We start from the raw sequence: 21,428 nt of genomic DNA, 5'->3' as shown, positions 1-21,428 counted from the left end.
CGCGTGAAGACTGCCCAAGCCCTGTGCGCCGGGCTTCAAGCCCCTTGATCACAAGTAGCTTGTGATCAAGGGGGCTGCGGACCAGTTGTCGTGTTTGCCGTCCACATAGATGATGGGCACCGCGGCAAGCTCTTTGGGTGTCACATCGTCCAGGCATCCCAGATTCACGCCATAGATCTGATGGCCCTCCGGGCTGCGGCCGATGCCAAACGGTCGGACGCCGCAGTGTTTGCAGAAATAGTGCTCATTGCGCCTCGTGTTGAACAGGTATTTTGTCAAGTCCGACTGGCCGGACAAAAGACGGAAGGCGCCTGGCGCGACGATCGCTGGCCAGAAGCGATTGCGTGAACAGATCGAGCAATTGCAGCGGTAGGTGTTGGCACGCATGTCGATGTCCGCCTCAAAGCGGATCGCGCCGCAGTGACAACTGCCGTGGTACGTTTTTTTCATTGCGCTGCGTCTAAAAAACTCATGAATAGGCATAACTCAGAACCGGCTACCCGTCGCTCCCGCGGTGCAGTTCAGGCCGTTGTCACCGCCGCTGACATTCGGATCAATTTTCAGCGGGTGCAGGCCGCGCGCAGGCCGGTTGTCGTCGCTCCCGTTCGGGAAACAAAGTTCGTTTTTCTTCGCCAGCTCGCGCGGCGGTGAGAGTTGCGGGGGTGTGCTCATAGGCATGGTCCAAAAAAATGCTACTTCGCCCGCCGGTAGGTCGCCGTCATGAAACGTTGCCACGAGCCATCGGCTTGCTGGGTCTGTGAATGCAGGGTGCGCTCGTCCCTGCTTTTGATGGTGATGACGTCCTGGTAATGCGCCGTCGTGCCATCGCCCGTGAAGCTCGGTCCTTCGGTGTCCAGCGTCAACACCTTGCCCGATGCGTCCAGCGTGCCGCGGTAGACAAACATGCCACTCATCATGGAGCCGGCCCAGTGGCCGACAAACGCTTTTTTTGCTGTGTCATAACCCAGCGACATCAACATTTCACAAGGGCCACCGCCAGGCATCTCGCCCTTGCCCTCGCAGACCACCCACAGGTCGCCGAGGCCGCGCACGTTTTCCGTGCCCGCGCTTTTCATAGGCGGTTCGCCTGGCGGGGCGTCGCACTCGCCTTCCATGGTCCATGGGCCCAGCAGTTGTTGCAGCCAGACATGTTCTTTTTGCGCTTGGACAGGGTATTCCATCAGAGGTATCTCCTTCTTGGTAAAAATTAGAGGACTGGCCGCGACGTGCCAGCGCGCTCACTTCTCAGGTTTCGGGTGGATCACCATCCACGACACACCAAAGCGGTCGGCGACCATGCCGAAGCTGTGGGCAAAAAAGGTTTCGCTCATGGGCATCTGCACCTGTCCGCCTTCGCCCAGCGCCTTGAACAGGCGCTCGGCCTGCGCCGCGTCGGTGGCGGTGATGGACAGCGAAAAGCCCTTGAACTCGGTCTTGCCCTGCGCCATGCCGTCCGAGGCCATTACCTGCGTGTCGCCGATGCGGAAGTTGGCATGCATGATGTGATTGCCGGTGATCTTGCCGGCGTCCGAACCGCCCGCACACATCTCCGGCGACGGCGGCACTGGGCTGTCGCTGAAACGCATCATCGCCGTCACTTCGGCGCCGATGGCGGTTTTGTAAAAGTTCAGGGCCTCTTCGCAGCGGCCATCAAAAAACAAATAGGGCTGGACTAACATGGAAATCTCCTTTTGACAGAGGTGGTGGGGGGAATGCAAGTGATCGGCTCGGTGCGCATCAGGCGCGTGCGGCCGACGTGGCGGTGAAGGGCTCGCGCCAGGCTTCAAGCTTGTTGAGCTGCTCATGCCAGCGCCGGATCTCCGGAAAGTCGGCCAGCGGCAACTTCGCCTCTTCGGCATAGGGCAACGTGATGGCCGCCGCAAAATCGGCCACGCTCAGCGCCTCGCCCACCAGGTAGCGGCGCCCGCGCAGGTGGGCCTCCAGCACGGCGGCGTAACGCAGGAAACCCTGGGTCGCCTTTTGCACCTCGGCGGCGTCGGGCGGGCCGATGCCAAAGCGCGGCTTGACGATGTGTTCAAAGTACAGCGTGCCGGCTTGCGGCGCAAACTCCGTGGCGTCCCACATCAGCCAGCGCATCACCTCGATCTGGCGCTTGTCCCGGGGCCACAGGTCCGAGCCGGCCTTGGCGGCGAGGTAACACATGATGGCGTTCGACTCCCACAAGGTGGTGTCGCCGTCCACCAGCACCGGCACCTTGGCATTCGGGTTCATCGCGCGGAAAGCGGGCGTCCGGTGTTCTCCCTTTTCCAGCGCGACGAAGACAAACTCTATCGGCAGGCCCAGGTATTTCGCCACCGCGCAGGCTTTGCGCGGGTTCAGGGTGTCCGAGAAATAAAGTTTCATGGTGGTTTCCTGCCGGGCCTCAGGCCGCGTCATAGGCTTGCTGCAGCTTTTTGATGTCCAGCTTGACCATCTGCATCATGGCTTTCATGACACGCCCGGCCTTGACCGGGTCCTTGTCGCCCATCAGCTTGAGCAGCACGCTGGGCACGATTTGCCAGGTCACGCCGAACTTGTCCTGCAGCCAGCCGCACTGCTGGACGGTGCCGCCGGTGGAAAGTTTTTCCCACAGCTCATCGATTTCTTCCTGCGTCTTGCAGTCGACAAACAAAGAGAGGCCGGGGGCAAAGCCGAAATCCGAGCCGGCGTTGAGCACCATGAACTGTTGCCCCTCGATCTCGAAAGTACCCGTCATGAACGAGCCTGCCGCGCCCGGCCCGGTGTCGCCGTAACGGCGGACCTCGCCGGCCTTCGCGTTTCTGAAGACCGAGGTGTAGAAGTGAAAGGCGTCTTCGGCCTGGTGGCCGAAGGTCAGAAATGGGGTGATCTTTTGCATGAAAAGTCTCCTGGGGTGGCTTGCCTGAAGGGGAAAATCGACGTATTGTGTACACCGTCCACAATAGAATAACAAAGACAATGGACAGTGTCCACATCAAAAAGTAAGCAGTCATGACAAATGCATCCAGGCCGCCCGCCGCCCGCAGCACCTACCGCCATGGCGACCTGCGGCGTGTGTTGCTGGAGGCCGGCATCGCGCTGGCGCGCAGCGGCGGGCCCGATGCCGTGGTGCTGCGCGAGGCCACACGCCGTGCCGGCGTGGCGCCCAACGCCGCCTACCGCCACTTCGCCAGCCGCCAGGCCCTGCTGCAGGCGGTGCGCGCCGCCGCCCTGTCGGCCGTGGCCGGGGCGATAGAAGCCGAACTGGCGGCCCTGCCCCCCGGCCTGCCCCCCGCCGACCTGGCCCGCGCCAGCGTGCGTGCGGTCGGCACCGGCTACCTGCGTTTTGCCCAGGCCGAGACGGGTTTGTTCCGCACCGCCTTTGGCCCGTCGGACGATTTGAAAGAAGCCACACCCGACCCGGCCCGGGCCGGCCACAGCGGCCTCAACCCCTTCCAGCTGCTGGGCGCCGCGCTCGATCAGATGGTTGACGCCGGCGTGATGCCGCCCGAGCGCCGACCCGGCGCGGAGTTCCTCGCCTGGTCAGCGGTGCACGGCCTGGCCATGCTGGTGATTGACGGGCCGCTGGGCCCGGTCATCGGCCCGCAGATGCAGCAGGTCGGCCAGCGCCTGCTGGACATGGTGGAAAAGGGCTTGTAGCCGCCGTACGCTGCCCAGCGCCCGGTTTGTATGAAAAACAGGGCGCTAGCCCATATTGAATGGGCGCAAGCAGCTATCAAAAAAGGAGCGATGGCCAGCCGCTGCGGGGACGAAGACACTGCTGGCCCCCTGTGAACCCCTGAGGCGTGGGCGATTTCCGCTTCAGGGTTTGACCGGCATCACCGGCCTCAGGAGTGTTTCGCCGGGTGACGCGGCTGCGTTTTGCGACGGTGCTGGCGCTGCGCTTTGGGCACCCACTGACTCAGCAGCAGCCCGGCCACCACAATCACGGCGCCCACGATCTGCAAACCGGTGGGGACAAAACCCTTGATCAGCGCGTCCAGCACAAAAGCGGTGATGGGCACCAGCAGAAAGAAGGGCGCAACCACCACCACGCCGACCTTGGCGATGGCGCCGAACCACAGCACAAAAGGCACGGCCGTCAGCAGCACCGCCAGAATCACAAAACCCGCGACGTTGGTGGCCGTGAGGGTGTTGGGCCAATCACCGGCCAGCAAGGCCACCAGCAAAAGTTCCATGCCCGCCACCAGCAACTGCCAGCCGGTGAAGGCCAACATGGAGATAGGCGGCTTGCCCCATTTGTTCATCAGCACGCCGCCCAGCGCCAGCGACAGCGTTCCGCCCAGCGCGGCGGCCACACCGATCGCATCCAGCCCGGCATCACCTTTGAGCACCACCAGCGCCACACCGGCAACGCCTATCAACACGCTGGCAATCTTCAGCAGGCTGGGTTTCATTTTCAGAATAGCCCAGCCCAGCAGGATGGCAAACAGCGGCCCCAGCGCCTGAAAGATGGCGGCCACGCCGCCGGGCAAACGCATGGCTGAGATAAACAGCAGCGCAAAGAACAGGCCGGCGTTTAAGGTGCCCAGAACGATCAGCTTGTTCCACCAGCCCGGCGGCGGCAGATGGCGGGCCAACAGCAGCAGCGCAAAGGCGCCGCCCAGGGCGCGCACGGCGGCGACCAGCAAGGGGTTGTGCGGCAGCAAGGTCGTCGAAACGACATAGGTGAAGCCCCAGAGCATGGTGGCGACGGCGGCAGAAGTTTTCGGGCCCATGAGAAGCTCCAAGGGTGAGGATGGACAGAAACAATAAAGGCCTGCGGCGCGCCCATGCGTATCGCGGCAGGCCCGGTGGGGCTTGGTAGGGTGGGTGGGTTGGCGCCCCGATCCGACCCCTTGCGGGGGCCGGATCAGGACGCCACTTCAGCTCAGCGCGTGGCCTGGCTGATACGGCCGAAGCGGCCGGCGTTGAAGTCGCTGATCGCCGTGGCGATCTCGGCCTGCGTGTTCATCACAAACGGACCGTGACCGACAATCGGTTCGTCAATTGGTTCACCCGTCAGCAGCAAAATCGTCGCATCGCTGTTGGCCTCCAGGCGCAGGCTGTCGCCGGCGCGTTCCAGCAGCGCCATCTGCGCCTCACGCACCACTTCGCCATTGACCAGCACCGTGCCATGCAGCACCACCACGGCGGCGGTGTGGCCCTCGGGCAAGGTCAGGGCCGCTTCCTTGCCCTGGCCCAGGCGCACATCCCACACATTGATGGGGGTGAAGGTTTGCGCCGGTCCTTTGTGGCCGTCGTACTCCCCGGCAATCACACGCACGCTGCCGGCGCCTTCAGGCAAAGCCACAGACGGGATCTGCTGGTCGACGATGCCCTGGTAATGCGGCTCGCTCATTTTGTCCTTGGCCGGCAGGTTGACCCACAGCTGCACCATCTCGAACGGGCCACCCGATTGCGTGAACGCCGGCGAGTGAAACTCCTCGTGCAGAATGCCCGAGGCCGCCGTCATCCACTGCACATCGCCGGGGCCAATCGTGCCGCCGCTGCCGGTCGAGTCCTGGTGCGTGACCTCGCCCTTGTAGACGATGGTCACGGTCTCGAAACCGCGGTGCGGGTGCGTGCCCACGCCGCGTTTCTCGTCGGGCGTGCTGGCGGGCTTGAACTCCGCCGGGCCGGCGTAGTCCAGCAGCAAAAACGGACTCACATGCTGGCCCAGCGTGTCGTAGGTGAACAGCGAGCGCACCGGAAAACCATTGCCCACCCAGTGCTGACGGGGGTTGCTGTAAATGCCCAAAACCTTCTTCATGAGCTGCTCCTTAAAAAGTGGCAGAAGAAAAAACTGCCATGAGGTGAAGATAAGGCTGGAACGATGAAGCCAGTAGTGGGCAAAATTTGCCATCAGCGTTCTATTTAAGGAACAATGACCTTATGCAAGACCTCAACGATCTTTATTACTTTGTGCAGGTGGTGGAGCACCAGGGTTTTGCGCCCGCCGGCCGCGCGCTCAACATCCCCAAGTCCAAACTGAGCCGGCGTATCGCCTTGCTGGAAGAGCGCCTGGGTGTGCGCTTGATTCAGCGCTCGACCCGGCGTTTTGCCGTGACCGAGATCGGCCAGGCTTATTACCAGCATTGCCTGGCCATGCTGGTCGAGGCCAACGCCGCACAGGAGGTGATAGACCGCGTGAGTGCCCAGCCGCAGGGCACGGTGCGCATCAGCTGCCCCACTGCCTTGCTGGACTACCAGATCGGCGACATCCTCGCGCGTTTCCTGGCCGCCTGCCCGCGGGTGCAGATGCAGCTGGAAAGCACCAACCGGCGCGTCGATGTGATCGGCGAAGGTTTTGACATTGCCATCCGTGTGCGTTTCCCGCCGCTGGAAGACAGCGGCCTGGTGATGCGGGTGCTGGGTGACAGCACACAACGCCTGGTGGCCAGCCCGGCGCTGCTCCAGGCCCACGGCCTGGTCGCGCCGCTGCTGCCGGCCGACCTGGTCCACCTGCCCAGCCTGGACGAAGGCCCGCCGCACCGTGAGCATGTGTGGCAGCTGCTGGGCCCGGACGGCGCGACGGCCACCCTGCAGCATCAGCCGCGCCTGATCAGCGACGACAGGCTGGCGCTGCGCCTGGCCGCGCTGCAGGGCGTAGGTGTGTTGCAGTTGCCGACCATGATGGTGCAACACGATTTGCAGCAAGGCCGGCTGGTGGATGTATTGCCTGACTGGCGGCCACGCGCCGGCATCGTGCACGTGGTGTTTCCGTCGCGCCGGGGCTTGTTGCCGGCGGTGCGGGAACTGATCGATTTTCTGGCGACTGAATTCGCCCAACTCGCGCCGGTAGCGCCGGGCCGCGCGCCAGCGCTCGCACAAGCAGCGCCGGCTGTTTCGACTGAAGTTTCAAGAAAAAAAGGCCTGTCGCCCAAGCAGGACGGGCGCAAATAGCTATCAAAAAAATAGCAAAAGAGGCATCAGCCTGGCCTGGCCGCAGAAGGCTGACGATCCTGCTGCTGCTGGATGTGGTCGGCGATGCGTTGCGCCTCCAGGCCGATCTCGCGCAACATCCCTGTCGGCGAGACAAAAAAACCGCTGAAATAAAGGCCGGGCTCGCGCGCCGTGTCGACGGCGTCCGCTGCTTGCCCGGCGCTGGGCGCGCTCTCCGGCGGCGCCAGAAAACGGTCTACCTGCGGCCGAAACCCCGTGGCGGCGACGACCGCATCAAAGCCTTGCCAGCGACCGTCGTCGAAACGCACGCGGTGTTCGCCCATCTCGCGGACATCGCCGCGCACCTCGATGTGGCCCTCGCGCACCAGCCGCAGGGTGCCGATGTCGATGAGCGGAATGCGGGCCTTGGTCCGGATCTGCGTGATCGGCCCCATCGGCAATTTGCGAAAACCGAGCCGGGTGATGTCGCCCACGGTCAGCCGCACCAGCGGCGCCGCCAGCGCATCGGCGACACGCGCGGGCAAGCGGCTCAGCGCGATACCGATGGCCAGCACGGGCAGGCCCAGGATTTCGCGCGGGATGACGTTCACCGGGCCGCGCACCGCCAGGGTCACACGCGCGCCGGACGCATGCAGATCGATCGCGATCTCGCCGCCGCTGTTGCCAAAACCGACCATCAGGACGTTCTGGCCGCGAAAGGCCTCGCCATTGCGGTAGGTACTGCTGTGCAGGATGCGGCCGCCAAAACGTTCCTGCCCCGGCCAGTGCGGCAGCTGGGGCACGGCGTTGTAGCCGGTGGCCACGACCACGCGCCGCGAGTGGTAGAGACCGGCCGCGGTGGCCGTGGTCCAGCCGCCGTTGCCCGGCCGCACCGCCTGCACCTCCTGGCCGAAATGTGGTGCCAGCGCGAAGTGCTGCGCATATTGCTCCAGGTAGTCAATCACCTGCTGGCGCGACGGGTAACGCGGCGTGCCGGTGGGAAAAGGCAGGTAAGGCAGGGCGGAGTGTGCGCGATCGGTGTGCAGGTGCAGCCGGTCGTAGTGACGTCGCCAGCTGGACGCGACGTCGGGTGCCCGCTCCAGCATCAGAAAAGGCAGGCCGCGTCGCTTCAGGCAGGCCCCGACCGCAAGGCCAGCCGGCCCGGCGCCGATCACGAGTGTGTCCACCTGGTGTTCCATGGCTGCGGCCCCCCGTCTGAAGACGCCCCGATTTTCCGCCGCGCCGGCCCGGCTGTCCAGATGGCGCCGATGGACATGCGAAATGGGCCTGTAGACCATGAGAAACGGCCGCAAGCAGCTATAGAAACAATAGCGCCTCCAGGCGCAGACCTGTTCTCAGCGTTGCGCCAGTTGAGCCAGCGCCGCGCGGTCAAACACCGCGATGCGCCCATAGTCGATACGCAGCAAGCCCTGTTTTTCCCAGAGCTTGAGCTGGCGGTTGATGCTCTGGCGTGACACGCCGAGTTGTGCCGCCAGGTCTTCCTGCGACAACGGCACCACACCGCTGTCGCCCGAGGCGCCGCCGCCCTGCAGCAAGGCCGTGATACGTCTGGCCAGGCGTGCCGGCAGCGGCATCAACACCGTGTCGTCTATCCAGGCCAGCGCCAGGCGCAGCCGGTGGCAAACCAGCCGCGTCAGCGCCAGATGGACCTCGGGGTGTTTGGCCGCCAGCGGCCAAAAGGTCGCGGCCGGCAACACGGCGACTTCGCAATCGCCCACAGCATGGGCCGCATACACACGCGGCAGGCCGTCGAGCAGGGAGACCTCGCCAAACCAGTGGCCGGCTTGCAGCAGGCCCAGCACAAACTCGCGGCCCGACGCGCTGGTGATGCTGGTGCGCACCGCACCCGTCACCATGCCGAACATCGCGTCGGGTGCCGAGCCATAAGCGAACAAAGGTTCGCCGCGCGAGAGCTTGCGGCGTTGCGAGGCCTGCAGCAGCAGATGGGCCACGGGCTCGGGCAGGTTTAAAAGTCCGGGAATGGCCGCGCCGGCGGCGACGAGTTGGGGCTGGTGTTGAATTGCCAAGATGGGACAGTGTTGGTGAAGCGTCCAAACCATACTAGCAGCAGCCTGGCCGCCTCGAGGCAGGTAAAAACGAGGAGACAAAACATGAGCCCCCACGTTCACAAACGTTCACGGCCCCCCGAGGGGGCGCATGCCCCCTTTGGGGCGGCCCGGCAGGAGGCATAGATGCCTATTGGCTACCACCCCGCACAACGCGGGCCCATCACCCGCGCCTACCGCGCCCTGTCCGGCTGGCTCTCGAAGCGGCCGTCCAGCGCCGACCAGCTCGCCGACGACGAAGCCCGCGCTGGCTTTCAGCGTGCGCAGCGTCTGGCTTACGACTGCGTGACGCACGTAGCCACGCAGCTGCGTGTCGGCATGACCGAGATCGAGGCCGCCGAACGGCTCGACCAATACCTGATCGCGCACGGCGCGCAGCGTTACCTGCACCGGCCTTTTGCCTGGTTTGGCGAACATGCGCGTTTTGACGGCTACAGCGCTTACGGTGATTACCACCCGAGCGAGCGCAAGCTGGCCGAAGGCGACACCGCCATCCTCGATGTCTCACCCATGCTCGATGGCTACATCGGCGACGTGGGTTATGCCTGCGCACTCGGCGACAACCCCGAGCTGAGCCGCGCGATGACTTTCATGCGTGAGTTGCGTGCGCGTATTCCGGCCATGTTCACCAGCGCCATGACACCCAAAGACATCTGGGCCGAGGTCGATCGTCTGATCCAGGAGGCCGGTTACGACAACGTGCATGCCAAGTACCCGTTTTGTGTGCTGGGCCACCGTGTCTACCGCGTCAAGGTCAAGCCCGGGCGTGGCCTGCGACTTCCCGGCGGCCACATGGGCTGGTTCAGTGTGCAGGCCAACATGGCTTTTTTGAACCACGGCGTTTTCAGCCAGTTGCTGACACCCGAACACACCGGCACCAAGCTCGGTCTGTGGGCGATTGAGCCGCACATAGGCTGGACTGGCAACGGCGCGAAGTTTGAAGAAATCCTGGTGGTTGAACCCGGCCACGCCTACTGGCTCAGCGACGACGTGCCACATGTGGCGCCAGCCACGTGGTGAACCCCATCACTAAAAAGGAGTACCCCATGCGTATCAAGAAAATTCTTCTCTCCGTGCTCGCCCTGCTGGTGCTGGCTTTTGCTGCCTGGTGGGTGCGTGCCGCGCCAAGCATTCCTGTGCAGGTGGCCGAGGACCAGTACCCGCTGACCGCCGTGTCCGACGCGATGCAAAAAGTGCGCAGCACCGGCGACGACGTGCGTTTGAGCGCCACCACCACCCCCGGCGACTTGCCGGGTTACGACGACGTGGTGCTGCAGGAGGCCCATGGCCGCGCCTGGGTCACGGCCATGGACGGTTACCTCTGGCGTGTGGACCTGGCCAGCGGCAAACAGGAGCGCTGGGTCAAGGCGCCGCTGATTCCTTCGGGCGCACGCGCCGACCCGGGCAATCCCGAGGTCTTGTACTTCTGCGCCTCGCGCCTGTATGGCGTGGTGCACCCGGCTGGTGAGCAGCCTGGCCTCTACAAGTTGCATATTCCGAGCCGCAAGATTGAAGCCGTGGCCCTGCAGGTGCCCAGCACCACCGAGCCACCCGAGCACGAACGTGTGGCGGCGGAGCAAGGCGCGGCCTATCTGACCACCGCCGCCATGACGCCCGCCAACAGCCGCCCCATCGCGTTTTGCAACGACCTGGACATCAGCGCCGACGGCAGGCGTATTTATTTCTCCGAGCCTTATGCGTCGGCCGACGCCTCCATGGGCGGTGGCGCCTTCAACGAAGCGATTGCCCGCTCGCGCAACAGCCGCTTGTGGCTGATCGACCTGGACCGCGGCGCGCGTTTGGTGGCGCAGGGTTTTACGTTTATGGACGGCGTGCTGATCGAGCCCGGCAACAAGGGTGCGAAAGAAGACACGCTGCTCGTCACAGAAACCACCAACTTCCGCCTGCTGCGCCTGCACCTGGCCGGCGCCAAAGCCGGCAGCCATGAAGTGCTGCAGGACTCCTTGCCCGGCTTGCCCGATGGCCTGGACCGCGACCCGCAAGGCCGGCTCTGGATAGGCCTGATCAAGGAGCGCAGCGCCGTCAGCACCTGGGTGCACAACAACAACTGGATCAAGCCGCTGCTGGTGCGCCTGCCGCACTCTTTGCTGCCGGTGCCCAAACGCACCGGCCTCATGGCCCTGAGCCCCGATGGCCGCACGCCGCTGTACCTGAGCATGCACGACGGCAACACCGTGCCCGATATTTCAGTCGTCAGCGCGGGCCGCAAGGCCTTGTACCCGGCGCGTTTCAAGGTCGACAGCCGGGGTTTTGTGGCCATGCCTTATCCGGAAACGCTGCGTTAAGAAAAGTGAGCAAGGGCTGGCGCGGCAATAATCCAGAAGACACATCCTGGAACCCCTGCCATGCCCCAGCACATCGGTATTGTTGGCTGCTCCGCCGAAGGCGCAGCACTTTGTTATCGCACCATTTGCGCCGAAGGCGCGCAGCTGCTAGGTCCGCATGCCCACCCCGAGGTCTCCCTGCACACGCCTTCACTCGCCTTGTATGTGGACTGCCTGAATCGCGGCGACGTTCAGGGTGTGGCGGCGCTGATGCTGGCTTCTGCCCACAAACTCGCGGCCATGGGTGCCGACTTTCTGATCTGCCCCGACAACACCATCCACCAGGCCTTTGCCCTGGTTGAGCCGCACTCGCCGCTGCCCTGGCTGCACATCGCCGAGGTGGTGGCTGCGGAGGCCGCCAGTCGCGGCTTCAAACGCATTGGCATCACCGGCACACGCTGGCTGGTGGACAGCGAGGTCTACCCGGAGAAGTTCACTGCACGCGGGCTGGACTATCTGCGGCCGAGCCATGCAGAACGCGACGAAACCAGCCGCATCATCATGGACGAGCTGGTGGCCGGTGTTTTCAAACCCGAATCCGTCGCGTATTTCCAGCAGGTGATGACGCGTATGAAAAACCAGGGCTGCGACGCCGTGGTCCTCGGCTGCACCGAAATTCCGCTGATCATGAACGACGCAAATTCGCCGCTGCCCACGCTGGACTCCACACGCCTGCTGGCGCGTGCTGCGCTGCGCGTAGCTTCAACGTTGTAGGACCAAGCACGATGAAGCAGTTTGAAACTTCTGATATGGCAAGCGGGGGATTGGCGCTAGTTTTAGAGCCAGTCGCTGACGGGGTGCAATTTCCCGAACTCGCAAGGAAGTGGGCTGAGATTTTGAATGCGGAGACGGTATCTGCGCCAGTCGTCACACTCGACGGGTGTCTTTTAGACGTGAAAATTGATGGCGGCGAGTTTTGGATAACTTATGACATTTGGCAGCACGGTATTCATCTTGAACCAAAGGATAAAGAATCCAATCGCATCGTACTTTCATTGCAAAAGCAACTGCAAAGGGGCCTATAACTCTTTGCACGACATCGACACGAACGCTTGCCTGCCAGCGCGGCGTCAACTGCGCCTCCCGCACTGTGATCGCATAGCTACGCATGCCATTTTTTAGAAAAAATCGGTGAAGGTTCGGGCTAAAGATTTTGTGCAATCTGCCGATATCACTGGATTCATCCCCCGTGCCACAAGGTTGCGCGAAGGCGGGCTCTATACCCAGGCAGGCGGCGTTGTCTCAGACGTCAAACCATCCTGCGCATCTCTAAAGACAACGCATGCTCGATATCTTGAACATCGCTTACCTGGCAAGTATTCTGCTCTCCAGCATTACCTTGTATCCCGACGGCGAAACCACCATCTCCCGGGAGATGGACTCCTACACCCCTATCACCTTCTACCGTGAATGGTGGCGTGAGGACGGCAAAGACAAGTGTTCCTTCAAGGGGGTGCTGGTCCCCTACACCCGCACCTGGCCCGAAGAGGTCAAGCGCGGAGAAGATATCGAGGTTCTCCCGCCAGAGCCTGACAAGGTTGCCGGCTACGTGGCCCTTGTCAACCGCCAGGCGTGTGTGGGCAAACCCCCAGTCGCCATCTTTCGAGCCGGGCTGGCCCGCCCCCGCAAGCTGCTTTTTGGCAACTTCCAACTGGACAAACACGGCTTCTTTCCGGCCGGCGACATGCTGGAATCTCCTGCGGACAAAATTCCGCCGTGGCTTCCTCAGGTCATAGCACGCATGGCGCTTCTGGCGCAGAAGGACGACGCGGCCAAAAGTTTCCTCGCCGCCTCCGCCAGCGAGTTGGACAAAGTGCTGCCGGGTCGCACCGCGAAGGCGACACCGGAGGTAACAGGGGCAGGCGTTGACGCCAGAACCGCGACGCAGGTCAACGCTCCCCAGGACCCGCCGACCAGCAACTGATACCCACGTTTGCAGCAATAGACGACCGATGCGGCCGGTACGGTTCAGAGCTGCCGTTTGGTGACAAAACCGATCAGCAAGCCCTTGTCCGTCACCGTGATGGTTCCCGGCTCCAGGCCCAGGCCATCGGCCAGCATCAGGTCTTGCGGTCTGAGTTTGTGCAGCACCACTTCCAGCAAGGTCTGGCTGGCCAGCGCCTGGCCATAGGTTTGCAGCAGCGCGGCCGGGCCAGGTGACAGGCCGGCCAGCTGCAAGTTATTGACACGTATCTGATGCGCACGTATCGACTGGTCCTTGGCCTCATAACGCAGCGCAAAATCCACGTCGAAGTTGCCGGTCGTGCTGCGCGCCAGGGCCGGGCCGGTGGCCTCGACGGGCATCTCGGCGCCCAGCCGGTTCAGCGCGGGCAGCAAACGCAGACGCGGTGTTTGCAGGGTCAGGTCCAGCAGCCCGCCCAGCGCATAACGCACGGGGAAACGCTGCGCCACGGCCTCCTCTAATTGCGCGCTGGCCACCGTGTAGCTGGGCTGGGCATGCGCTTGCTGCAAAGCCATCCAACCCATGCCACCCAGCGCCAGCCGGGCCGCCCCCTGTATCCATTGTCTGCGCTTCATCTGTGGGTCTTTCGCCAAAGTATTCATTGTGCCCACCAGGCGTCGTGCACACCTTGTAACCTGCATACACGTCTTCACCCAAATGAGATATCAGGGCGATACCTGACAGGCGCGCAATAGAGGGACCTGACCAGCACGCTTGGCCGGGTGTCAGGACATCACTATGAAAACGCTTCTTTCCCTGCTGGCCATGGCGGCCCTGTCGGGCTGCGCGGTCTACCCATCCGCCGCTTACGACACCTATGACGGCAGCGTGGTGGCGCCTTATGGCGTGGTGCAGCCGATGTACATCTATGGCGGCGGTCTGTATCCGTACGGCGCTTATGGAGCTTATGGCGCTTACCCCCTAGGCTACTACCGGTTTCACCCCGGCGTCTTTCCACATCACTCGTCGCAGTTTCATGCGCCTGGCGCAGGTCATGGCGCGCGCGGTGGTATGCGCGGCGGGTCAGGTGGTTCGCACCGGCACTAGCGATTTTTATCTCCCTGCTTGACGCCTGTACCCAGGCTCTGGCCACCAGGGGTGCGCCATGCTGCATGCGCCGTGTAAAGCGCAGACCACGTGTTGCAACAGTGTGTGTGTTGCGTCAACAGAAGGGCAGTGCGCTTCGTTGAACACGTGCTTCTCTTGAAATCAACTGCTTTTAAACGAACCGAATCCAAAGGGCTTTTATGAACAAATTACTCGCTACCCTGATTGCCACCTTGTTTGTTGGTGTTGCTTCTGCACAAACACCAGCGCCTGTGGCACCTGCCACACCCGCCGTGGTCAAGGCAGAAGCCAAGGCCGACAAATCAGTCGCCGCCGCCGTCAAGAGCGAAGCCAAGGTGGACGCCAAGGCAGACACCAAAGTTGAAAAGGCAGAAGTAAAAGCCGCTGCCAAAACCACCCAGGCCCACGACAAGGCTGCCAAGACCAAAGCCAAGGCCCACGACAAGGCTGCCAAGGCGGATGCAGGCGACAAAACCAAGGCAACAGCCACGGCTGAAAAAACCGATGCCAAGGCCGACGCCAAAGCAGACAAAGCTACCGTCAAAGCCGAAGCCAAGCTTGACACCACCAAGGTGAACGCCACCGCCGACAAGGCCACGGCCAAACTGGACACCACGGCGGTCAAGGCCGAAGCCAAGGCTGATGTGAAAGCGGCCGGCAGCAAGTAAGAAAACCGCCGCAAGTTGCAAAACTTGCACGCGCAAAAAAGACAGGCCTGGCCTGTCTTTTTTATGGGTGATTCATGGCCGGATCAAGCCCGCGCTGGTGCACACCAGGCGGTGGCCTGGGCACACAGGCCGTTACCCAGCCTTAAGCCGATCGAGCCGATCGGCCCACCACCGACCAGCCCGCATGCAGGTTGGTCTTGTCGTTTTCGTATTCCCAGCGGGTACCGCAGCGGTCGCAGCAGTAACTGGTGATGGTGATCAGGCCGTGGCGGCGCGTTTCGTGGCGGTTGTTGCCCTGCACCAGCTCGGGGTGGCCGGGGGCCTTGCGCCAGTTGCGCTGGATGCCGGCGCACGAGTCGCACAGCTCCATCTTTTTCAATTCATTTTGGCGGTTCGGGTCTTCGGTCATGGTGCTGCTTTAAAGGGACGCTGGGCTTGGATTGTCGCCCCTTGGCTAGCCACGGCCGAAGCACCTGCTGGGAAGCAGGTTATCCCCCAGGCCTGCAGGGCGTCAAAATTTAAGAAAAACAGGGCTCCACCCCTTATGGGGTATGCGCAAGCAGCTATCAAATTGGAAGCGAGCTTGCCATGCCGCTAAGGCAGGCGCAGGCTGCGCAAACGCTGGTGCGCCGCGTCTTCCAGGTCTACGGGCCGCTGGCTTTTGGCATTCAGGTAGTGGTTGGTGAACACATCCAGGTAAGCCTCCAGGGTCTGCGCCGCATGGGGCTCACCGGCCAGCTCCAGGCACAGGGCCGCCACTTCCGAGGTGCAGAAGTGGTCATCACGCTGCGAGCGGCGCAGGCGGTAGCGCGAGAGTTGCTCGCTCTGCAGGCTGAGCACGGGGAAGCTGTCCAGGTAAGGGCTTTTGCGAAACATCTTGCGCGCCTCGGGCCAGGTGGCGTCCAGCAACACAAACAGCGGCCGCCTGGCGGCTTTGGCTTCCAAAGTTTCGGTGGGCAGCACCGCCGTCACCACCCGCCCGGGGGCTACAAACTCGCCCGGAAACACCAGGTAGGGCTGCCACTGCGGATCGGCCAGCAGGGCCAGCAGCGCCGGGTCCACCTCGGTGCGCGCCCAGCCAAAAGCAAAGGTGTCGGCCACCACATCGGCAATCAGCCAGCCCGTGTTGCTGGGCTTGAGCGGCTCCACGTCGGCCATGAGCAGACACACCCCCGCACGGGTAGGCACCGCCGGGCGCAAGGCACACAGGCAGTGGCTCAGGACCAGGCGGCAACCGGCGCAGCGTTCACCCCGCGGGCCGCCACGGGCCAGAAAAGGTTTGGAGCTGCGCGCCAGACGCGCGCTGCGCAGGCGAGAGACCGCGTGGGCCGGGTGGGGTGGTGGGCAAAGAGTGGGTTGGGCAATGGTCACCCAGGCGATTGTGCCGCTCCCCGGCGTGCAAGCCAGCCAGCGCCGGGTTCGCCGCGCCAGATGCGGGGTTGTCTGACAGACACCAGCGCGCCGCCGGCGTAGCGTGGTACCGGGCCCTGGGTGCGCCTCGTTGAGCTAGCCAGGTCCGCAGAGCCACCGGCCGCACGCCGCGAAGGCTCTGAGCGCAACGCCATTGACGAGTCAGCCCAACACATGAAAGAGGCCCCCCATGAGCATTAATCAGAAAACATCTCCCCACACGCCCTTGACCCTCGACCTCCAGAGGCTGGACGCTGCCAAGCACAGTCTCAAGGACGGGGCCGTCACACCCAGCGTGGAGCCATGGCGCAAGGACATCATCGCGATGCTCAACGACTCGCTTGCCACCGAAATCGTGTGCGTGTTGCGCTACAAGCGCCATTACTACACGGCCAAGGGCCGGAGCTCGCCCGCGATTGCCGATGAATTTTTGGTGCATGCCAATGAAGAGCAGGCCCACGCCGACAAGATCGCCCAGCGCATTGTGCAGCTGGGTGGCGAGCCCGACTTCCAGCCCGACACCCTCACGCAGCGCAGCCACGCCGACTACAACGACGCGAAGGACCTGAGCACCATGATCCGCACCAACCTGATTGCCGAGCGCGTCGCCATCGAGGCTTATACGCAGATGATCGAGCTCATCGGCGACAAAGACCCCAGCACCCGCCGACTGGTGGAGTCCATCCTGGAGCAGGAGCAAGAACACGCGGACGAACTGGCCGATTGGCTCGACAAATAAAGTGGGCGGCGGCCGTCTCAGTCCCGCGTAGCGCTGCGGGCGCCTATGCTCAGCGGCGGCCCGCACATTCCAGCTCGAACAGCGGCACATCCAGCTTGCGGCTCAGCCACACACCGCCGCCCAGGTCAATCAGGCTGTCCTGCAGGCCGCGTCGGTACAGGTCCGCCCGGTGGCGATACAGGCGCGGGTCGGCCAGTTCATCGTCAATGATGTCGCGGTCATAGTCCTCGCGCGTGGCGGCCTCCACATACAACGCGCCCCGGCTCAACTTGCCCAGGTTGTGCAGGGCCAGCTTCAGGTCCGCCGGGCTCAGGTAGGACAACACGGCCTGGCAGATCACCAGGTCAAACGGTTCGGCCGATGAATAGTCCACCACCGAGCCACGCTCCCAGCCAAAACGTTCACACAGGTACGCGCTGAACTCCACGCCCTGGTAACTGGCATCGGGAAAATGTTTGGCCACAATCTCGCGCCACACGCCAATGCCGCAGCCCACGTCCAGCACCCGCTTCACGGGCACGCGCAGGTACTTGAGGTAGCTGCAGACAAAGTTGCCCAGGCGCTCGACATGGCCAGCGTCTATCACGCTGGTCTTCTTGTCGAAGTAGTAGCGCTGGTAATACGCCTCGTCGAACCATTGATCACTTGCAGATTTCACGCACTTCTTTCTTCCTCAGGCCGTCAGCCATGCCACGCCGGCCACGGCAACAGTACACGCGGCATTCGGCAACGGGTGACGGGCAAGGCGCCCGGCCGCATGTTGGAGAGTATGGCGCAGGGGGAATGGCGGGGTGCGCGGGTGCGGTATGGGGCGCTTTGGGGCTGTAACGCTGGCCCCGCCCGGCATTCTTTGGCCCGGCCCCGGCGCGCGAGATGCACGCCGAGGAGGCGGCGCGACGCGCCAATGGCTTTACGTTTTGGCGGGACGGTGCAACACGCAGAGCTTGTTGCCGTCGGGGTCGCGCACGTAAGCCAGGTACAACATGCCGCTGGGGCCTTCACGAAAACCCGGTGGCTCTTCGCAACTGGTGCCGCCGTGGGCCACACCCGCCGCGTGAAAGGCATCAGCCTGCTCAGGCGTCTGCGCGGTAAACCCGATGGTGCTGCCATTGCCGTGGTTGGCGAGCTCACCATTGATGGGTGTGGAGATGGCGAAGGTTCCGCCCGGGCTCCGATAGAAATAGCGGTTCTTGTTGGCAAAGCCCGGCTTAATGCCCAGCGTGCCAAGCAGTGCGTCGTAAAACTTCTTTGAAACTTCAAGGTCGTTTACGCCGACCATTACATGACTGAACATTTTTTGTCTCCGCGGGATGCCCGGGAATCGGGCGGGTTGGGTTATGCGTTTGGGAATCGTAGTGGATCGGGAGCGCCTGTTGCTCAGGGCGTCGGGAGCACTTCTGCCATCAGTCAGCTGGTGCTGCTGGGATTCAGCGGCTCAATGTCGGACATGATCGGGAAAACACGGCCCGCATGGGCAGCGAGGGGCGCACGGCGCACATGCGGTGGCCGGGCGCCGGCGGCCGTCACAACGTGCATTGCAAGAGCCGCCATGGGCATGTAGATGTTGGATGGGTGTTTTGCGGTACCGTGCCCGAGATGCTATTTAGCTTCAGATAGATAGTGGCAATTTGTGTTCACGTCTAGTACGTCTAGAAAGGCATCCAAAGAAGCGCCTTGTGTCATACCAATTTTGAAAGTGTTGCTAGAGCTGTAAAAAATATCTAGATGGTGCAGAGGATGAAGCTGTCCATTTTCTCTCGCAGGATCGCTGTCATAACGTATGTAGCCGTCTTCGTGCATTAGAAGCTCTCGAAAAAAACACCAGAAGTCCTCATCGCCTTCACATACTTCAATTATTGGGTCTGCAAACCTGTAAACATCGCGACCATCCAACGAATCTGTTGAGCCCAAAATGGCAAGAACCTGAGATGCGACCTGGCTCGTGATTTTTTCGTGGTGGATGGACCTAAATTCCAAAGCGCCATCTTTTTCAGTAGTCACGAACGGGAAGCTAACCGAAAACATATTTTTCTCAGTAAGAAAAAACAGCCGGCTCATTTTGGAAACCTGGAGAACGATGTGGCTTATCGGTTTAATTGGTGGGAGCGGCGGCAGCATCATTAACTTCATGCTGTGCATTAATGTTTCGATGACGTCTCGCTTGGACCTTATTACCCTCAGCATTTCTTTTGACTGATAAGTATCTAATTGAAAATCGTAACGCTTCACGTCATTCGCCTTGCATCACTTTGTAGTTGAACACGATAGCCTCTCGTAGGCGATCAAATTCAAAATCTTCTGTGAACAATTTCTTTATAGCATCGAGAAGATTTTCTCGATAAATAGGAAGAACATTTAGCTCTTCAAATATTCGATGTGACATGTCAAAAAAGGACTCTGACTCGGCCGAGTACTTAATGGTTGCGCTGATACGATTTTTCTCTGCAACTGTGGGGACGCTCACGTTAATGCACCCCGTTTCATTGATAATTCGCAGCCCCGCCTCAATCGCGGGAAGTACCGCAGCATTCTCCATCTCCGATAGGACCAAATATGTCTGAATAAATGATCTGGTCAACGTCATGTAGATCGAATTTCGATATGAATAACTACTTGTTATTCGCTTGGTAACGCAGATCACAAAAGGAAATTCCAACCCTTTAACGTTATTTTTATTACTAACAAATAGGGTGTCTTTAATTCGGCGCTTTGACTCATGCGCAATATTCACAGGCCAGCCGAATTCTCGCGGTATACGTATTTTTAGCGTATCTGCCAATGGAAAAGATATGTCATTTGGGTCTAAAAGAATGATGCCAATGTCGTCCGGACTAACAGTCGGATTTTCTTTCTTTATTTGTTGAATGCATACGAGTATTTGATTCACCGCACAATCGCGAAATTCACCTTCCCCGGTTTTTGAAATAAGAACGCTAGGCACGCTTCTGCGATCAACGTCCTCGAATCTTCTTAGTGGTTCGCGCTTGAGGTGATAACTGCCCTGGGCGGGATCTTTGTTTACCAAGTACCCACAGGCAGCCCATTCACGATCCTCCAGCCAGCGCAATTTCTTTTGTTCGAAAAGTCCCATCCCCACACCGTGGGCGAACATTAGCGTCTTAGGGTCAGTTCTGTAGCACTTTGTTAAGAGATAGTCGGGCTCAATTGCAAATGTGATGTTTTCATCAAAAATGCTTTGGAATACGTCTCCAGCTATATACATGGTGGATTCTGTTACCAGCTGGCAAAGCTGAAAAAAGGAATCTGGGAAATCTTGACTTTCGTCGATAAGACAGAAGTGGAATGCATATTCCTTTACGGGGTTCTTGGCAAAGTGCTCTAGAGCCAGCTTGCAAGCTTGGTCGAATGACATATACCGGCTATAGCGCTGGAACGGGATGCCGTACTTCGCGCAGATGTATCTATAGATTCCAGAATGCTGATCCGATTGAGAGCCCCAAGCGTGTGTACACCAAAGGCGTTCATTCCAAAGGATCTGCAGTTCGACCTTCATAAAATCGAAGAATTCCGGGATTCGCCGCTTTAGGCTGTCAGCCAATATTTTGTTGTGACAGGTGAATGCGATCTTGCACTCCGGGAATGACAAATAAATTTCTTTGAGCTTGTGCAGCAAAAGCTCGGTCTTTCCGGTGCCCGATAACCCCTGAATGCGGATGCTTGACTTGGTTGGCGGCTGGTAAACGAATCGTGTTTGATCGCCATCAAACAGCAAGATTTTCTGCTTTACTTGATCGAGTAGTGTTTGCGGCAAATCCACTCGGACTTTATCTATGTCGTTAATACTGCCCGTTAGCAACGAGATAAGTAACTCGCATATCCTTTGGCGGTCTGCGCTCTCAATTTTTAAAGATGCCAGTAGTTTCTCGACATCTTGGCCTGTTTCATATTTGGTGTCTGTAATCAAGTCGTCCCGCCACGCTTTGGGACGCCCTATAGCATTTTTATAGCGGTACTTATCTGAAATCGAGCCCAAATCCTCGATGAAGTCATCAACAAAATTGCTAAAAGCATCTTCGTCATCAGAGAAGTTTAGAAAAACAATTTTGTGCTTGGGAACTAGCAGTACTAAGGCGTCTCTGTATGCGTAGGAGTACTTGTTGTCCCCCAATGGACGATTTAGTATGTATGCCTGTGTTTTCGTCTGCTCGCAATACGCACTGACGGCGTCGATAAAGACGCGATTTTTTTGGTTTTTTTCCGCTTGCAGGTAAAAGAAACTGCTCATATGACGCCCAGTCCTTGGGTTATTTTGTTGAAATTTTGGCGCGTGTAGTCGATACCAAT

At 60.8% G+C, this 21,428-nt stretch carries 27 protein-coding genes; 10 read left to right on the top strand and 17 right to left on the bottom strand.

Annotation, left to right across the window (positions count from 1 at the left end; all coding sequences use genetic code 11):
• Positions 1-48: 48 nt before the first annotated feature.
• The 6 genes from R6254_RS01315 to R6254_RS01290 are packed head-to-tail and all read right to left on the bottom strand — an operon-like array spanning position 49 to position 2,857.
• A complete protein-coding gene (locus R6254_RS01315) occupies positions 49-450 on the bottom strand; it encodes a GFA family protein (RefSeq protein WP_489685525.1) in 402 nt (133 codons plus the stop codon).
• A gap of 36 nt (positions 451-486) precedes the next feature.
• Positions 487-672, bottom strand: coding sequence for a hypothetical protein (locus R6254_RS01310; RefSeq protein ID WP_318403798.1), 186 nt, complete (start codon positions 670-672; stop codon positions 487-489).
• 20 nt (positions 673-692) lie between these two features.
• The gene (locus R6254_RS01305) at positions 693-1,181 is read right to left on the bottom strand and encodes a DUF1579 domain-containing protein (RefSeq protein ID WP_318403796.1); all 489 of its coding nucleotides are present in this window, start codon (positions 1,179-1,181) and stop codon (positions 693-695) included.
• A gap of 57 nt (positions 1,182-1,238) precedes the next feature.
• Positions 1,239-1,679 carry a VOC family protein gene (locus tag R6254_RS01300; protein WP_318403794.1) on the bottom strand — a complete coding sequence of 147 codons (441 nt, stop codon included), beginning with the start codon at positions 1,677-1,679 and terminating at the stop codon, positions 1,239-1,241.
• A gap of 58 nt (positions 1,680-1,737) precedes the next feature.
• Positions 1,738-2,364: a glutathione S-transferase family protein gene (locus R6254_RS01295; RefSeq protein WP_318403793.1), complete on the bottom strand. Its 627-nt coding sequence runs from the start codon at positions 2,362-2,364 to the stop codon at positions 1,738-1,740.
• 19 nt (positions 2,365-2,383) lie between these two features.
• Positions 2,384-2,857, bottom strand: a complete 474-nt coding sequence (locus R6254_RS01290; RefSeq protein ID WP_318403792.1) for a VOC family protein — start codon at positions 2,855-2,857, stop codon at positions 2,384-2,386.
• A 113-nt stretch (positions 2,858-2,970) separates the two neighbouring features.
• Here R6254_RS01290 and R6254_RS01285 point away from each other — a divergent pair, with 113 nt between their 5' ends.
• Positions 2,971-3,618, top strand: coding sequence for a TetR/AcrR family transcriptional regulator (locus R6254_RS01285; RefSeq protein WP_318403791.1), 648 nt, complete (start codon positions 2,971-2,973; stop codon positions 3,616-3,618).
• Between the two features lie 188 nt (positions 3,619-3,806).
• On the opposite strand, the gene R6254_RS01280 is transcribed toward R6254_RS01285, so the two are convergent.
• Both R6254_RS01280 and R6254_RS01275 read right to left on the bottom strand, forming a co-directional pair.
• Entirely contained in the window at positions 3,807-4,697 is an 891-nt protein-coding gene (locus R6254_RS01280; RefSeq protein WP_318403790.1) for a DMT family transporter, read from the bottom strand.
• 152 nt (positions 4,698-4,849) lie between these two features.
• Complete coding sequence (locus tag R6254_RS01275) at positions 4,850-5,731, bottom strand: pirin family protein (RefSeq protein WP_318403789.1); 882 nt, start codon at positions 5,729-5,731, stop codon at positions 4,850-4,852.
• Positions 5,732-5,853: 122 nt separating this feature from the next.
• Between R6254_RS01275 and R6254_RS01270 the strand changes: the two genes are divergently transcribed.
• Entirely contained in the window at positions 5,854-6,864 is a 1,011-nt protein-coding gene (locus tag R6254_RS01270; RefSeq protein ID WP_318403788.1) for a LysR family transcriptional regulator, read from the top strand.
• 26 nt (positions 6,865-6,890) lie between these two features.
• Here the strand turns inward: R6254_RS01270 and R6254_RS01265 are convergent, their stop codons facing one another.
• Both R6254_RS01265 and R6254_RS01260 read right to left on the bottom strand, forming a co-directional pair.
• On the bottom strand, positions 6,891-8,030 hold the full coding sequence (locus tag R6254_RS01265; RefSeq protein ID WP_318403787.1) for a flavin-containing monooxygenase: 1,140 nt from the start codon (positions 8,028-8,030) through the stop codon (positions 6,891-6,893).
• A gap of 168 nt (positions 8,031-8,198) precedes the next feature.
• Positions 8,199-8,891, bottom strand: a complete 693-nt coding sequence (locus R6254_RS01260) for a Crp/Fnr family transcriptional regulator (RefSeq protein ID WP_318403786.1) — start codon at positions 8,889-8,891, stop codon at positions 8,199-8,201.
• A gap of 165 nt (positions 8,892-9,056) precedes the next feature.
• Here R6254_RS01260 and R6254_RS01255 point away from each other — a divergent pair, with 165 nt between their 5' ends.
• The 5 genes from R6254_RS01255 to R6254_RS01235 all read left to right on the top strand — a co-directional run bounded on the left by R6254_RS01255 (position 9,057) and on the right by R6254_RS01235 (position 13,199).
• A complete protein-coding gene (locus R6254_RS01255; RefSeq protein WP_318403785.1) occupies positions 9,057-9,950 on the top strand; it encodes a M24 family metallopeptidase in 894 nt (297 codons plus the stop codon).
• A gap of 26 nt (positions 9,951-9,976) precedes the next feature.
• A complete protein-coding gene (locus tag R6254_RS01250) occupies positions 9,977-11,236 on the top strand; it encodes an SMP-30/gluconolactonase/LRE family protein (RefSeq protein ID WP_318403784.1) in 1,260 nt (419 codons plus the stop codon).
• A gap of 60 nt (positions 11,237-11,296) precedes the next feature.
• Positions 11,297-11,989, top strand: a complete 693-nt coding sequence (locus R6254_RS01245; RefSeq protein ID WP_318403783.1) for an aspartate/glutamate racemase family protein — start codon at positions 11,297-11,299, stop codon at positions 11,987-11,989.
• Positions 11,990-12,000: 11 nt separating this feature from the next.
• Positions 12,001-12,300, top strand: a complete 300-nt coding sequence (locus tag R6254_RS01240; protein ID WP_318403782.1) for a hypothetical protein — start codon at positions 12,001-12,003, stop codon at positions 12,298-12,300.
• Positions 12,301-12,557: 257 nt separating this feature from the next.
• Positions 12,558-13,199: a hypothetical protein gene (locus tag R6254_RS01235; RefSeq protein WP_318403781.1), complete on the top strand. Its 642-nt coding sequence runs from the start codon at positions 12,558-12,560 to the stop codon at positions 13,197-13,199.
• Between the two features lie 44 nt (positions 13,200-13,243).
• Here the strand turns inward: R6254_RS01235 and R6254_RS01230 are convergent, their stop codons facing one another.
• Positions 13,244-13,813 carry a DUF1439 domain-containing protein gene (locus tag R6254_RS01230; protein WP_318403780.1) on the bottom strand — a complete coding sequence of 190 codons (570 nt, stop codon included), beginning with the start codon at positions 13,811-13,813 and terminating at the stop codon, positions 13,244-13,246.
• 163 nt (positions 13,814-13,976) lie between these two features.
• On the opposite strand from R6254_RS01230, the gene R6254_RS01225 reads away from it, so the two are divergent.
• Both R6254_RS01225 and R6254_RS01220 read left to right on the top strand, forming a co-directional pair.
• Positions 13,977-14,285: a hypothetical protein gene (locus tag R6254_RS01225; RefSeq protein WP_318403779.1), complete on the top strand. Its 309-nt coding sequence runs from the start codon at positions 13,977-13,979 to the stop codon at positions 14,283-14,285.
• A gap of 200 nt (positions 14,286-14,485) precedes the next feature.
• Positions 14,486-14,974 (top strand): hypothetical protein, encoded by a 489-nt coding sequence (locus R6254_RS01220; protein ID WP_318403778.1) that lies wholly within the window; start codon positions 14,486-14,488, stop codon positions 14,972-14,974.
• A 142-nt stretch (positions 14,975-15,116) separates the two neighbouring features.
• Here R6254_RS01220 and R6254_RS01215 read toward each other — a convergent pair whose 3' ends face one another.
• Together R6254_RS01215 and R6254_RS01210 are read right to left on the bottom strand one after the other, a co-directional pair.
• Entirely contained in the window at positions 15,117-15,383 is a 267-nt protein-coding gene (locus tag R6254_RS01215) for a hypothetical protein (protein WP_318403777.1), read from the bottom strand.
• Positions 15,384-15,568: 185 nt separating this feature from the next.
• On the bottom strand, positions 15,569-16,345 hold the full coding sequence (locus R6254_RS01210; RefSeq protein ID WP_318403776.1) for a tRNA-uridine aminocarboxypropyltransferase: 777 nt from the start codon (positions 16,343-16,345) through the stop codon (positions 15,569-15,571).
• Between the two features lie 229 nt (positions 16,346-16,574).
• Here R6254_RS01210 and R6254_RS01205 point away from each other — a divergent pair, with 229 nt between their 5' ends.
• Complete coding sequence (locus tag R6254_RS01205) at positions 16,575-17,123, top strand: ferritin-like domain-containing protein (RefSeq protein WP_318403775.1); 549 nt, start codon at positions 16,575-16,577, stop codon at positions 17,121-17,123.
• Between the two features lie 49 nt (positions 17,124-17,172).
• On the opposite strand, the gene R6254_RS01200 is transcribed toward R6254_RS01205, so the two are convergent.
• From R6254_RS01200 to R6254_RS01185, 4 genes are all read right to left on the bottom strand, one after another.
• The gene (locus R6254_RS01200) at positions 17,173-17,781 is read right to left on the bottom strand and encodes a class I SAM-dependent methyltransferase (RefSeq protein ID WP_318403774.1); all 609 of its coding nucleotides are present in this window, start codon (positions 17,779-17,781) and stop codon (positions 17,173-17,175) included.
• A gap of 252 nt (positions 17,782-18,033) precedes the next feature.
• On the bottom strand, positions 18,034-18,417 hold the full coding sequence (locus R6254_RS01195; RefSeq protein WP_318403773.1) for a VOC family protein: 384 nt from the start codon (positions 18,415-18,417) through the stop codon (positions 18,034-18,036).
• 305 nt (positions 18,418-18,722) lie between these two features.
• Positions 18,723-19,352, bottom strand: a complete 630-nt coding sequence (locus R6254_RS01190) for an STM2766 family helicase-associated protein (RefSeq protein ID WP_318403772.1) — start codon at positions 19,350-19,352, stop codon at positions 18,723-18,725.
• 1 nt (position 19,353) lies between these two features.
• A complete protein-coding gene (locus R6254_RS01185; RefSeq protein ID WP_318403771.1) occupies positions 19,354-21,369 on the bottom strand; it encodes an STM2767 family DEAD/DEAH box helicase in 2,016 nt (671 codons plus the stop codon).
• Positions 21,370-21,428 lie beyond the last annotated feature (59 nt).

Source organism: Polaromonas potterensis, assembly GCF_033446725.1.
GTDB lineage: Bacteria > Pseudomonadota > Gammaproteobacteria > Burkholderiales > Burkholderiaceae_C > Polaromonas.
Note: the sequence above shows the minus strand (reverse complement) of the source record. Positions and strands in the feature narration are given on the sequence as shown.

Excerpts from the sequence above, each read along its gene's own strand:
- R6254_RS01235 (WP_318403781.1), top strand. The coding sequence starts at position 12,558 with ATGCTCGATATCTTGAACATCGCTTACCTGGCAAGTATTCTGCTCTCC.
- R6254_RS01270 (WP_318403788.1), top strand. The coding sequence starts at position 5,854 with ATGCAAGACCTCAACGATCTTTATTACTTTGTGCAGGTGGTGGAGCAC.
- R6254_RS01195 (WP_318403773.1), bottom strand. The coding sequence starts at position 18,417 with ATGTTCAGTCATGTAATGGTCGGCGTAAACGACCTTGAAGTTTCAAAG.
- R6254_RS01305 (WP_318403796.1), bottom strand. The coding sequence starts at position 1,181 with ATGGAATACCCTGTCCAAGCGCAAAAAGAACATGTCTGGCTGCAACAA.
- R6254_RS01310 (WP_318403798.1), bottom strand. The coding sequence starts at position 672 with ATGAGCACACCCCCGCAACTCTCACCGCCGCGCGAGCTGGCGAAGAAA.
- R6254_RS01315 (WP_489685525.1), bottom strand. The coding sequence starts at position 450 with ATGAAAAAAACGTACCACGGCAGTTGTCACTGCGGCGCGATCCGCTTT.
- R6254_RS01275 (WP_318403789.1), bottom strand. The coding sequence starts at position 5,731 with ATGAAGAAGGTTTTGGGCATTTACAGCAACCCCCGTCAGCACTGGGTG.
- R6254_RS01205 (WP_318403775.1), top strand. The coding sequence starts at position 16,575 with ATGAGCATTAATCAGAAAACATCTCCCCACACGCCCTTGACCCTCGAC.
- R6254_RS01250 (WP_318403784.1), top strand. The coding sequence starts at position 9,977 with ATGCGTATCAAGAAAATTCTTCTCTCCGTGCTCGCCCTGCTGGTGCTG.
- R6254_RS01240 (WP_318403782.1), top strand. The coding sequence starts at position 12,001 with ATGAAGCAGTTTGAAACTTCTGATATGGCAAGCGGGGGATTGGCGCTA.
- R6254_RS01290 (WP_318403792.1), bottom strand. The coding sequence starts at position 2,857 with ATGCAAAAGATCACCCCATTTCTGACCTTCGGCCACCAGGCCGAAGAC.
- R6254_RS01255 (WP_318403785.1), top strand. The coding sequence starts at position 9,057 with ATGCCTATTGGCTACCACCCCGCACAACGCGGGCCCATCACCCGCGCC.
- R6254_RS01225 (WP_318403779.1), top strand. The coding sequence starts at position 13,977 with ATGAAAACGCTTCTTTCCCTGCTGGCCATGGCGGCCCTGTCGGGCTGC.
- R6254_RS01295 (WP_318403793.1), bottom strand. The coding sequence starts at position 2,364 with ATGAAACTTTATTTCTCGGACACCCTGAACCCGCGCAAAGCCTGCGCG.
- R6254_RS01300 (WP_318403794.1), bottom strand. The coding sequence starts at position 1,679 with ATGTTAGTCCAGCCCTATTTGTTTTTTGATGGCCGCTGCGAAGAGGCC.
- R6254_RS01230 (WP_318403780.1), bottom strand. The coding sequence starts at position 13,813 with ATGAAGCGCAGACAATGGATACAGGGGGCGGCCCGGCTGGCGCTGGGT.
- R6254_RS01220 (WP_318403778.1), top strand. The coding sequence starts at position 14,486 with ATGAACAAATTACTCGCTACCCTGATTGCCACCTTGTTTGTTGGTGTT.
- R6254_RS01280 (WP_318403790.1), bottom strand. The coding sequence starts at position 4,697 with ATGGGCCCGAAAACTTCTGCCGCCGTCGCCACCATGCTCTGGGGCTTC.
- R6254_RS01285 (WP_318403791.1), top strand. The coding sequence starts at position 2,971 with ATGACAAATGCATCCAGGCCGCCCGCCGCCCGCAGCACCTACCGCCAT.
- R6254_RS01185 (WP_318403771.1), bottom strand. The coding sequence starts at position 21,369 with ATGAGCAGTTTCTTTTACCTGCAAGCGGAAAAAAACCAAAAAAATCGC.
- R6254_RS01215 (WP_318403777.1), bottom strand. The coding sequence starts at position 15,383 with ATGACCGAAGACCCGAACCGCCAAAATGAATTGAAAAAGATGGAGCTG.
- R6254_RS01245 (WP_318403783.1), top strand. The coding sequence starts at position 11,297 with ATGCCCCAGCACATCGGTATTGTTGGCTGCTCCGCCGAAGGCGCAGCA.